General features: G+C 51.3%; 9 protein-coding genes. 5 read left to right on the top strand and 4 right to left on the bottom strand.

What is annotated here, in order from left to right:
- The 3 genes from OGY71_RS05935 to OGY71_RS05925 all read right to left on the bottom strand — a co-directional run.
- A partial coding sequence (locus OGY71_RS05935; RefSeq protein WP_502873158.1) for a T6SS immunity protein Tli3 family protein occupies positions 1-467 on the bottom strand: 467 nt, incomplete at its 3' end.
- A 9-nt stretch (positions 468-476) separates the two neighbouring features.
- On the bottom strand, positions 477-2,573 hold the full coding sequence (locus tag OGY71_RS05930; RefSeq protein WP_323579595.1) for a T6SS effector phospholipase Tle3 domain-containing protein: 2,097 nt from the start codon (positions 2,571-2,573) through the stop codon (positions 477-479).
- Positions 2,566-5,106 (bottom strand): type VI secretion system Vgr family protein, encoded by a 2,541-nt coding sequence (locus OGY71_RS05925; protein WP_286612974.1) that lies wholly within the window; start codon positions 5,104-5,106, stop codon positions 2,566-2,568. The genes OGY71_RS05930 and OGY71_RS05925 overlap by 8 nt, the downstream gene beginning before the upstream one ends.
- Before the next feature lie 550 nt (positions 5,107-5,656).
- On the opposite strand from OGY71_RS05925, the gene OGY71_RS05920 reads away from it, so the two are divergent.
- From OGY71_RS05920 to OGY71_RS05910, 3 genes are read left to right on the top strand one after another with little or no spacing between them, the layout of a single operon-like run.
- Complete coding sequence (locus OGY71_RS05920) at positions 5,657-6,340, top strand: D-lyxose/D-mannose isomerase (protein ID WP_043018105.1); 684 nt, start codon at positions 5,657-5,659, stop codon at positions 6,338-6,340.
- A 14-nt stretch (positions 6,341-6,354) separates the two neighbouring features.
- On the top strand, positions 6,355-7,215 hold the full coding sequence (locus OGY71_RS05915) for a ketose 1,6-bisphosphate aldolase (protein WP_063941238.1): 861 nt from the start codon (positions 6,355-6,357) through the stop codon (positions 7,213-7,215).
- Positions 7,212-8,216 (top strand): carbohydrate kinase family protein, encoded by a 1,005-nt coding sequence (locus OGY71_RS05910; protein ID WP_286612978.1) that lies wholly within the window; start codon positions 7,212-7,214, stop codon positions 8,214-8,216. Before OGY71_RS05915 ends, OGY71_RS05910 begins: the two co-directional genes overlap by 4 nt.
- Positions 8,217-8,370: 154 nt before the next feature.
- On the opposite strand, the gene OGY71_RS05905 is transcribed toward OGY71_RS05910, so the two are convergent.
- Positions 8,371-9,102 carry a response regulator gene (locus OGY71_RS05905; RefSeq protein ID WP_003826666.1) on the bottom strand — a complete coding sequence of 244 codons (732 nt, stop codon included), beginning with the start codon at positions 9,100-9,102 and terminating at the stop codon, positions 8,371-8,373.
- 288 nt (positions 9,103-9,390) lie between these two features.
- On the opposite strand from OGY71_RS05905, the gene fdhF reads away from it, so the two are divergent.
- Together fdhF and yjcO are read left to right on the top strand one after the other, a co-directional pair.
- Positions 9,391-11,538, top strand: a complete 2,148-nt coding sequence (gene fdhF, locus OGY71_RS05900; protein ID WP_080470563.1) for a formate dehydrogenase subunit alpha — start codon at positions 9,391-9,393, stop codon at positions 11,536-11,538.
- Positions 11,539-11,629: 91 nt separating this feature from the next.
- Positions 11,630-12,313 carry a Sel1 family TPR-like repeat protein YjcO gene (yjcO, locus tag OGY71_RS05895; RefSeq protein WP_032934129.1) on the top strand — a complete coding sequence of 228 codons (684 nt, stop codon included), beginning with the start codon at positions 11,630-11,632 and terminating at the stop codon, positions 12,311-12,313.
- The last annotated feature ends 67 nt before the right edge of the window (positions 12,314-12,380 follow it).

Raw genomic sequence — 12,380 nt, 5'->3', positions numbered from 1 at the left:
TATAAATGCCCCTTCGCCGTGGTAATAAATGCCTGATTATTAACTACCACCACTCTTTTTATTTCTTTTCCTTCAGGTCTATCTACCATATTCCCATCAGAATTTTTCTCTTGCCCCTGAGATGGGGACATATACGTTGCGACCTGCCACGTTTGTCCATAGTCTTTAGATATTGTGTATGCACCTGGCTCCCATCGCGGTATCAGAATATACTTATCTGACGAATGAATATATACTCCGGAAAATATCCGATACGTTGAATAAATGCCATTTACTAATTCTTTATGTATATTCCGCCTGATATCATGATACCAAAGCGCTCCCTCACAATTATAGCCTTTTAATTCCAGATATCGGTTATCATCATAGCGATAAATAATCTGTGAGGGTATTTTTTTTGTACAGGCAGTGATAGCGCATAGTAAAACCGCTCCGATTATTATTCCTACCGTATTTCTCAGTTTCATAATTTATCCTTAAACGTTAAGCGGCTTAGGCATATCCCATTGCAGATTGGGTGTCTCGGTATTGTATATTTCATTATGTCTGGCAGGTTGAATCGTTGTTGAATGGCAATATTCGTTAACCACGCCAAACGCTCCTGTTGGTAAAATATCATCTGGCCTATTCATGAAATTTTTAGTATGGTCTTCGTTCAACTTTCCAGTACTATAATAATCAATAGCTTCCTGAAAACCATTACGCTTCATACGCCAGTCTCCGCGCAGGAGTAGCTCGGTCCAGAATTCTCCGCAGCGGTGATCAAATGCCCTGCATATTCCCACCGCCAGATCGAAGGCCATCGCTTTCGCGGGGGCATCTTTCGACATAACAATAGAGGAATGCTGGCTGTAACCAACCTGCTCTGATTGCATCCATTCTTTTTGCAGCTCATCCGGCGTTTTTTCATAAATCAACTGAACGGTCTTATTGTATCCCCCGCCCAGAACAACGCCTTTGGTATAAGGCTTGCCATATTTTTTGGAGAATATCGCAAGTTCAGTGGGCGTTAATTCCTGGCCCGGCTGTAAAGAATCGAAACCTGCGCCGCTGAGATTTTTGAAATCTGTCTCAGTGCGCGCAATAACCGTGGCTTTTGCAGAAAATGAGATGTCCTGATCGGGTGAACCCGGCGCTATCGAATATTTATACTGACTTCCCGCGCCCTGTAACTGGTGTCTGAAGGTGACGGGGAGCTGCTCACCATTCACAACAACATCCGCAAATGTATATTGTCTGGTCGCCAGCGTATCCTGATCAAAACAACCTTTTTTTAACGCCGGCATTTCAAAAGGCACGCTCAGTGGGCTGCCGCCTATTTCCGGACCATTTTCACAGAAAACCCGCTGGCGCAGATTATCTATGCCGCTGGCAATGTTATGGGGGACTCCCCGCCAGCCCAATCCCTGGACGTTAAGTAATGAAACTACACTGTCATTGGGGCAAAAATAGTTATATACCTTGCCAAAGTTATTACGGGTATAAAGTTTATTCTTGCGCCATTGAGAATTGGTTTTACTCAGGCACAGCGCGCCTTCTAATTCATCGATCTCGGTTTGCGTGTGATATTCCCCCTTGCCATATTTGGCGTTGGACGCCATCAACTGGCAGAAATTGCGGAACGTCTGCTGCCGGGCGCGATCCGTCTGGTGGTGTCCGGGCGTCATACCTTCAGCAGCCGTTTTTTCCAGTGCGTAGGGAGAATGGTTGAGAATCACGCAATCGGCGGGATCGGCACCAGTTGCTTTGACCAGCATATTGGCCAGCATGGTGATTATCGTTCCCTGGGAGTGCGCAACAATATTAATGGGATCGAATTTTGTTGCCGGTTCTCTTCGAATCATCAGGATTAAATCAGCCAGCCGCTGCGCGGCAAAAAACTGATAAATACGGTGCGGGTTATCATAAATAGGGTGCGTAAAATCCCCACCATTCAGATGAAATGAAGCAAATCCTGCCGCACCGTTCGCCAGGCCGCCGGAGCCAGGGCCTAGCATATCCGGAATAGTGGTTGTCGCATTGGCAAAGGTACCACCGCCTTTGGCGTACACATCGTCCAGCACGTTGCCGAAATTATCATTCTGATATTTCAAGGTGGTTTGGGGAATATGCCCCAGCTTTTCCAGCTTTGTGTTGTCATCTTCCTGATAGGCGTTGTAAGGCAGTTTTGCGGCGTCTCCTGATTTTGCCCGTTCTTCGCGATAACGCCGCTGGTCTTCTATATACGTCGCATGATCGACGGGTTTATACCCCCAATAAAATGGAATTACCGGGCTGCGTCCGGGCATTTTTACATTCTGCTGCTCGCCATCGCCCATATCCATTTTGTACTGCTGCCATTCATGCGGATACATATCCGTGCGGCCCATACGTTCATTCAGGCCAGCGATAATACCCTGCTCCTGATTCTGATAGGCCTCGCCCACATCGTTGACGCCGTGCACAAGGATCACAATGCAGGGCATGGAATACTTAACGGGCACGTCGCAGACAGCCATTTTTCCGCCCGTTGATTTAGGCACGCCCTGTACACCTGTCGCCACCACCCGTGGATTAAAGGGACTGTTACTCATTTGGCAAAATCTCCATTTTCATTTCGTCCATTTCAGTCATATCCAATAACGGCGTCATTCCTTCATCGTCAGTGACGCCTTCAATGGTTTCGCCTGATGCCTTAGTCAGTCTGAATTTTGTCTTTTTCAGAACATCGTCTGGGTTGCCAGAGCCATGTAATTTAATGCGGCGATGAAACTGCTCCTCCTGAAAGACAGGGGTTTTATCTTTCGCCGACTCCGGTCCGCTCCAGTCAAGAGAGGTGCCTTTCAACTGCACTTTTGCAGGAGAGAATATTTTTACAGAGCCGTCTTCATTTATTCTGATACCGCCACCACCGCACAAAAGCTGGATATTCTTCCTGGCGCTGATGGTTACGTTGCCGTTCATACTCTGAATATGAAAATGCTTATCAGAAAGCAGGCCCATTTCGCCGCGCTGCGCCTGGACGGAAATATCATCTTTTGCGGCTATGATTTTGATTCCGATAGCTCTGCTGAAAAGTGACAGGCCCTGTCCAACGGCCATTGAGAGTTTTTTAAAGACGTTAAAACTGCCGTTGCTGGCGGCGTTTAGCGACAAATCTTTGTCTGCTGATAATGCCATCGTTTGTGGTGTCAGCAGGGCCATACCGTGATCGGCGTAGGCCACCAGTCCCGAACGGGTAAGCTGTTCAAGCGCAGCGTTAAGCTGCTGCTGCGGCCCCAATTCGACATTTAACGCCTGCGCCGTCAGCGCGCTCTGCTGAAGTGACGTTGCCAGCGTAAGCGCGTCCTGAAGCTGCTGAACCACTGCGCTCATATCAAGCTGCTTGCCCTGGGCTTTTGGCTGCGCCTCGGTCGTGAGTAATATCCCCTTTGCCGCCCTCAGGACCGCGCGGTCATCGGTGCGCAGTTCTGCGCCTTCGCCGCGAGGTTTACCGCCAGCATCTACAAGATGGCCCATGTTCAATTGCGTTTTGCCGTACTCGGTACTCAGTTTGACGTGTTCCTGCCCGCGCCGATCCTCCATTCGCAGCTTATTCAGACCCGCAGTGCGGATGACGTTGCGGGTATTGTTGCGGCTGGTAACGGGGTCTGGCTTTGGAGCATGATGCAGGGCATGCGCAATGAAAGGTCTTTCCGGATCGCCGCCTTCAAACGCAATGGCAACCTCTGTGCCCTGGATGAGCGGAAAGTGATGACCATAAGTATCGCCGGCATAAACCCGCGCCAGACGAACGGGCATGCTTTCATAACCTTGCCTGTGCTGGTCGAGGTCAAAATCAAACTTCACCCAATATCGACCCTGCACATCGATATGAGCATATTTGTCATTGTCTATTGATGATGAAACGATCGCGGGAACAGTACCCGCAATACGTGGCCGGGGTAGCGGCTGAGGTCGAAAACAAACGTTCTGGTTGTAGGGAATACCGATAAGCCGGGACTGGAGCGCTGCATCTCGCCTCCCCGTCACCCGCATTGCCGTTACCACAAATCCAGAGTCGAAAGCATGTGGAATGGTACCGTCGATTTCCAGCACCATCCCCGGCACGATCGACGGACTGGTGGTCACACCGTTTAAAATGGACTGATTATTAAGAATAATTTCGTGATGCAGTTTGGCATAGAACCAGCTGGATTCACCTGGCTGCACCTCGGCAAATTGCGATCCCGGCTGATGATGAATATCCGCATAGCGATACTCTGTGCCATATGTCGTAGCCCTTTCCGCAGACACATCGGCGTCAGCATTTAGCATCAGCGAGTTTGCCAGCCTGTAATCAAAGTTCTTCGCCCTAACGTCGGCCGAGACAACATTGTGCTTTGATACCAGCTTATCGATCGAATAATCATTTGATGTCAGCCCTGCGTGGGATGAGTGCATAATCTTTTGATCAAAAATGTACTGGCATTGTGAATCACTGAAAATAACCACCATAATGTGCGAAACAGCATGATGATTTGCGATCCTGAACCAGATCCCAACTTCTGACAGGATGCGGCTGATAAACGCTAAATCTGACTCCTCCCACTGAACAATCATTTCCCGGTTGGGATAGATACAAACAAGATTATCAAAGTCGATTTCATAATCGGCAAAAGCATGTTCTTTGAGGATCTGCGTGACCAGTTTCGGCACATTTATGTTCAGGTAAATAGCCGAACGCTTGCGTCGTGAGAGTAATGCCAGCTTATGCTCCAGCCTGATTTCATACAGTGATTCATCCGCTGATGTACTAATAAGCGAAAATGACGTAATGACGCCTTCAATTTGCCGTTCATATAGCCACATCTCAGAACCTTGAATATATTTATTCCAGCTATGATTAGGTGCTCTGATTTTCAGCGAGCCTTCAATGTTAAGAAGTGAGTCAGGAGGGATGCTTTTTTGTTTTGATGTGAATGTAATTTCATAACTGTATGGTTTACTTAACTTTTCATGACCTTCAATTGTTTCAACATCCAGCAACCCTAATTTACCATCACCCCTTACGGAGAATAAATACTTATTGATACTCTCCTCTGAAACTATACCTTCAAGATTATAGAAACCCGACCCTTTTTTCATTATCGCATCCCTTACCAAAAGAAAGTAATACATAAGAAATAAAGTCCAGCCAGCATATCAACAATAATAAAAAAAGGTTATTTTTTTACTGGAAACAAATCTGGAAAGTGAAGTAATTATTATTAGCCAAACGCTTAATATAATCCTGGCATATAAATAAACGATTAACTGGCACGATTTTAGATTCAATGAAATAATTTTTTAACAAAACGATTTATATTACGCCGCATTCGTTTTTTCACCGTGAGGCAAAAATCAAGCAGTCACATCCAAATGGTTCCAAAAACTGAGAAGGAACTAAAGAAACAAATCATTAACTCAATGATTTACAATAACATTTATAGAAATATTCTTTTTATTTATTTTTTTATTGAATAAATCACATCCTCCCATAAAAAAACACAATAAAATATAACTATTCCCTATTCTGCTGTGAGGGGAGAGGTAACTGGATTATGCCCATGTGTTCCTAAGGAAAGATTTTGGTTTTCTCCCTCTCCCCTTGAGAGAGGGCCGCATAAAGGTCATCTTATCAGCCACAGGAGAATCAATGAAACGCTCCGCAATAAACGAGATCCTTGGCCACACGCGCCAGTTTTTCTCTCAGCACGACGTGCATCTCCCCCCTTTTGCCAGCTTCCCCCCGACCCAATGGCACAAGCTTGATGCCTCTGCCTGGGGCGAAGTGTTCGACCTTAAGCTCGGTTGGGATGTCACCGCGTTTGGCGGCAACAATTTCGCCGCGCAAGGGTTAACGCTGTTCACTCTGCGTAACGGCTCGCCGAAAGGTATGCCTTATGAAAAATGCTACGCCGAGAAAATCATGCATGTTCGCGATGCACAGGTCACGCCGATGCATTTTCACTGGCGCAAGCGCGAAGACATTATCAATCGCGGCGGCGGCAATTTAATAGTGGAACTGTGGAATGCGGGGATCCGGGAGCAAACGGAGCAGACCGACGTAAGCGTGGTGATTGACGGCTGTCGGCAAACCCATGCGGCAGGCAGTCAGTTGCGCCTGACGCCGGGTGAAAGCATCTGCCTGCCACCGGGCCTGTATCACAGCTTCTGGGCGGAAAAAGGTTTTGGCGACGTGCTGGTCGGCGAGGTTTCGTCTGTTAATGACGACGACCACGATAACCACTTTTTGCAACCGATCGCCCGCTATAACGACATTGAAGAAGACGAACCTGCGCAGCTGGTGCTGTGTAACGAATATCGCCTGTTCCGCTAACCAAGGAGCGCATTATGCCGTTGATATCTCTCGCTGATGGCCTTGCCCATGCCCGTGAGCATCGCTATGCCTTAGGGGCGTTTAACGTTCTGGATTCACACTTCCTGCGTGCGCTGTTTGCCGCGGCAAAGCAAGAACGTTCGCCGTTTATCATCAACATCGCCGAGGTGCACTTTAAATATATCTCGCTGGATTCTCTGGTCGAAGCGGTCAAATTCGAAGCCGCACGGCATGACATTCCGGTGGTGTTGAACCTTGACCACGGCCTGCACTTTGAGTCGGTGGTTCGGGCACTACGCTTAGGGTTCAGTTCAGTAATGTTCGATGGCTCCACGCTGGAGTATGAAGAAAATATCCGCCAGACCCGAGAAGTGGTAAAGATGTGCCACGCCGTCGGCGTATCGGTGGAAGCCGAACTGGGCGCGGTGGGTGGTGATGAGGGCGGCGCGCTGTACGGCCATGCCGACGAGTCGCTGTTTACCGACCCGATGATGGCGCGTGATTTCGTCGACAGAACCGGGATTGACGCACTGGCGGTCGCCATTGGCAATGCGCACGGAAAATATAAAGGCGAACCGGTGCTCGACTTCCCGCGTCTGGACGCTATTCGCCAGCAGGCGGCAATCCCGCTGGTACTGCACGGCGGTTCCGGCATCAGCGACGACGATTTCAAGCGCGCGATTGAACTCGGAATTCATAAAATCAACTTCTATACCGGCATGTCGCAGGCGGCGCTGACGGCAGTAGAGGCGCGGATGGCGAATCGCCAGCCGCTGTACGACGAATTCGCCGAACTGCTGCTCGGCATTGAAGAGGCCATTACCGATACCGTTTCGGAACAGATGCGCATTTTTGGCAGCGCGGGACAGGCCTGATGGAACGCAAAGGCGTTATCGCCGCAGGCAACATGCTGGTCGATCACGTGCATCAAATTGTGCAGTGGCCGGAACGCGGCTGGCTGGCGGAAATCACCCGTAGCGAACGCGCCACGGGCGGTGCGCCGCTTAATGTGCTGCTGACGCTGGCGAAAATGCACGCCGGACTGCCGCTACAGGCGGTGGGGTTAATCGGTCAGGACAGCGACGGCGACTACATCATGGCGATGCTGGAGCAGTATCACGTTAATCGCCAACACGTGCAGCGCACCACATTCGCCCCCACGTCGATGTCGCAGGTGATGACCGATCCCAGCGGTCAGCGCACCTTTTTCCACTCACCGGGAGCCAATCGGCTACTCGATCTGCCCGCGTTTGAGCAACTGGATACCTCGATGAAAATCTTCCATCTGGATTATCTGCTGCTGCTCGACAGTCTGGACATGCCGGATGAGGAGTACGGGACGCGTAGCGCACGGCTGCTGGCACAAATGCGCGACAACGGCTTTGAAACGTCGCTGGATCTGGTCTCACGCAAGGGCGACCCGCGCTACCAACCACTGGTAATGCCAGCCCTGCGCCATCTCGACTATCTGGTGATTAACGAGCTGGAAGCCGGGGAGTTCAGCGGGCTGGAGATCCGCCAGCCCAACGGCGAACTGCATATTGCGCACATCGCCACCGCCGCACGCGAATTATTGAATGCAGGCGTACGCCAGCGGGTGGTGATCCACTGTCCGGAAGGTGCCTGGGGTGAAGCGCCGGATGTGCCGGGCGTCTGGATCCCGTCGCAATACCTGGCGCAGGAGGAGATCGTTGGCAGCGTCGGGGCGGGAGATGCGTTTTGCGCTGGATTTTTGTATGGCTGTCATGAGCGCTGGTCGCTGAAGGACAGCGTCAGGTTGGCACACGCCTGTGCGCGGGCAAGTTTGCTATGCGCCAACGCGATAGATGGCGCGAAGACGCTGGCAGAGTTAAAAGCAGAAATGGCTGACGCCTGATGCGCTGCGCTTATCAGGCCTACGTTCGCATCGTCCGGAAATATGCCTGATGCGCTGCGCTTATCAGGCCTACGACCGTATCAGGCCTACGGGGTCGTTTTCGCTTTTGTAGGCCGGATAAGGCGTTTACGCCGCATCCGGCAACTGCACACGATCACGCCGCCTTATCGTGATGTTGCACGTCGGCGGCAAACACATAACCCAGCCCGCGCAGGGTTTTGATCAACATTGGCTGGTGCGGGTTGTTCTCTATTTTTCGCCGCAGCCGCATGATTAACACGTCAATAGTGCGGTCAAACACCTCAACGCTGTCGCTGCGCGTCAGCTCCAGCAGTTGTTCCCGACTCAGCACCCGGCGGGCATTTTGGGCCAGCGCCAACAGCAGGCTGTATTCCCCCTGCGTCAACTCCACCTTCAACTGCTGGGGATTATGCAGCTGGCAACCGGCGGTATCGAGATGCCAGCCATTGAAAGAAAGCCCCGTGGTTTGCGGACCGCCGCTTTCTGCCGTTAACACGCCAACGCGTCTGAGCACCGCCTTTACCCGAGCTACCAGCACCCGCGCATTGAACGGCTTACCGATATAGTCGTCAGCCCCCATTTCCAGCCCGACAACCACATCCGACTCGCTGCCAAGCCCAGTCAGCATCACCACCGGTAATCCGGGCCTCAACTTCTGCACCTGTTGTAGCACCATCAGGCCGTTAATATCGGGCAACATCATATCCAGTAATACCAGAGCGATATCCGGCTGAGTCTCAATGCAGCGCAGCGCCTCCTGCCCGGTGTGACAGGCGGTCACCGTAAAGACGTGTTCGCTCAGCACATCCTGTAAAAGCGTGCAGACAGCGATGTCATCATCCACAACCAGTATGGCTGGCTTCATTGTTTTTCCCCATTTCTGGCCAACTTAAATGAGTGTGATTGATTCTGCACAGAGTGACAGCGATAAGGCACAAGGATGTGCGGGAAACATAACCTCGGTCACACTGCCGGGGCGTCACGTATTGGAGATTCGTCACGTCAAATATGACGACAGCCTGTTTTTCGTCAGGGTTTTGCGCAAAATTCGCCCGTAATATCGACTAATGCCCCTGATAAAAACATGGCATAAAAGATGCATAACAAAAACGACAAGCGCGTATGCGCGATTTGATTAACTGGAGCGAGACCGATGAAAAAAGTCGTCACGGTTTGCCCATATTGCGCATCAGGTTGCAAAATCAACCTGGTGGTCGATAACGGCAAAATCGTCCGGGCTGAAGCGGCGCAGGGGAAAACCAACCAGGGTACCTTGTGTCTGAAGGGCTACTATGGCTGGGATTTTATCAATGATACCCAGATCCTGACCCCTCGTCTGAAAACCCCTATGATCCGTCGCCAGCGTGGCGGCAAACTGGAATCCGTTTCCTGGGATGAAGCGCTTGATTACGTCGCCAGTCGTCTGAGCGCCATCAAAGCGAAGTATGGCCCGGACGCTATTCAGACGACCGGTTCATCTCGCGGTACGGGTAACGAAACCAACTATGTAATGCAAAAATTCGCGCGCGCCGTTATTGGTACCAATAACGTTGACTGCTGCGCTCGCGTCTGACACGGCCCATCGGTTGCAGGTCTGCACCAATCGGTCGGTAACGGCGCAATGAGTAATGCTATCAATGAAATTGATAACACGGATTTAGTGTTCATCTTCGGGTATAACCCGGCGGATTCCCACCCGATCGTGGCGAATCACGTGATTAATGCTAAACGTAACGGGGCGAAAATCATCGTCTGCGATCCGCGCAAAATTGAAACCGCGCGTATTGCCGACATGCACATCGCGTTGAAAAACGGCTCGAACATCGCGCTGCTCAACGCCATGGGGCATGTCATCATCGAAGAAAAACTGTACGACCAGGCGTTCGTCGCCTCCCGTACGGAAGGATTCGAAGAGTACAGCAAGATCGTCGAAGGCTATACGCCGGAGTCTGTCGAAGATATCACGGGCGTTAGCGCGCAGGATATTCGTCAGGCTGCACGTATGTATGCCACGGCGAAAAGCGCGGCAATCCTGTGGGGCATGGGTGTTACCCAGTTCTATCAGGGCGTGGAAACCGTGCGTTCACTGACCAGCCTCGCAATGCTGACCGGCAACCTCGGTAAGCCGAGCGTGGGCGTTAACCCGGTTCGTGGGCAGAACAACGTTCAGGGCGCATGTGACATGGGCGCGCTGCCGGATACTTATCCGGGCTATCAGTATGTGAAAGATCCGGCTAACCGCGAGAAGTTCGCTAAAGCCTGGGGCGTGGAAAGTCTGCCTGCTCATACCGGCTATCGCATCAGCGAACTGCCGCACCGTGCAGCGCATGGCGAAGTACGCGCGGCGTACATCATGGGTGAAGATCCATTACAAACCGATGCTGAACTCTCCGCAGTGCGCAAAGGCTTTGAGGATCTGGAACTGGTCATCGTGCAGGATATCTTCATGACCAAAACTGCCGCTGCCGCAGACGTTATTTTACCGTCTACGTCATGGGGTGAGCATGAAGGCGTATTCTCCGCAGCTGACCGTGGCTTCCAGCGCTTCTTTAAAGCCGTTGAGCCGAAGTGGGATCTGAAAACGGACTGGCAGATTATCAGTGAAATCGCCACCCGTATGGGCTACCCGATGCACTACAACAACACCCAGGAAATCTGGGACGAGTTGCGTCATCTGTGCCCGGATTTCTACGGTGCCACTTACGAGAAAATGGGTGAACTGGGTTATATCCAGTGGCCTTGCCGCGACACCTCAGAAGTCGACCAGGGTACGTCTTATCTCTTCAAAGAGAAGTTCGACACCCCGAACGGCCTGGCGCAGTTCTTCACCTGCGACTGGGTAGCGCCAATCGACAAACTCACTGAGGAGTACCCGATGGTACTGTCTACAGTGCGTGAAGTCGGCCACTACTCTTGCCGTTCGATGACCGGTAACTGTGCGGCGTTGGCCGCGCTGGCGGATGAACCGGGCTATGCCCAGATCAACACCGCCGACGCAGAACGCCTGGGCATCCAGGATGAAGAGCTGGTGTGGGTGAACTCGCGTAAAGGCCGGGTCATTACCCGTGCGGCAGTCAGCGATCGTCCAAACAAAGGCGCGATTTACATGACCTACCAGTGGTGGATTGGTGCATGTAATGAACTGGTAACCGAGAACTTAAGTCCGATTACCAAAACGCCGGAGTACAAGTACTGTGCTGTAAACGTTGAACGCATTGCCGATCAGCGCGCTGCCGAGCAGTATGTCATTGATGAGTACACCAAGCTGAAAGCCAGCCTGCGCGAAAGCGCGATGGGTTAAGCTTCCCCTGACGGCCTCCATTCGGAGGCCGTTTTTTTATGCACATAATCTCTCTATACTGTTCATTCCCTACACTAAATCTAAATATAAGATGAAACGACTTTTCGCCTTGATGGTGTTAATGACATGCTTTGTCCATGCCGAAGAGCCCGGTAGTCAGTTTTTGAAAGCCGCCGAGTCCGGAGACCGACGTGCACAATATTTCCTCGCTGATACCTGGTTTAGCTCAGGCGATTTGGGTAAAGCGGAATATTGGGCGCAAAAAGCCGCCGACAATGGTGATGCCGATGCTTACGCATTGCTGGCTCAGATTAAGATTACCAATCCGGTCAGTCTGGATTACCCCCAGGCCAAAACGCTGGCGGAAAAAGCGACCCAGGCAGGCAGTAAAACCGGGGAAATTACGCTGGCGCGTATTCTGGTCAACACTCAGGCTGGACACACCGATTACCCCAAAGCCATTACCTTGCTGCAAAACGCCTCCGAGGACCTGGAAAACGACTCCGCCGTCGACGCGCAAATGCTGCTTGGGCTGATTTACGCCAACGGCGTGGGTATTCCCGCAGACGATGAGAAAGCGACGTGGTATTTCAAACGTAGCTCTGCCATTTCCCGCACCGGTTATTCCGAATACTGGGCTGGGATGATGTTCTTAAACGGTGAGCAGGGTTTTATCGTGAAGAATAAACAGAAGGCACTGCACTGGCTGAATTTGAGCTGTACGGAAGGATTCGATACCGGCTGCGAAGAGTTTGATAAGTTAACCAATGGGTAGCCGTTGTAGGCCTGATAAGCGTAGCGCCATCAGGCAACCCGGAGAAGGTTGCCGGATGGCGGCGTTG

The organism is Citrobacter sp. Cpo109 (genome assembly GCF_030332565.1).
In the GTDB taxonomy this organism is placed as follows: domain Bacteria; phylum Pseudomonadota; class Gammaproteobacteria; order Enterobacterales; family Enterobacteriaceae; genus Citrobacter; species Citrobacter portucalensis.
The sequence above is the reverse complement of the archived record's forward strand: the minus strand, read 5'-3'. Positions and strand labels throughout refer to the sequence as shown.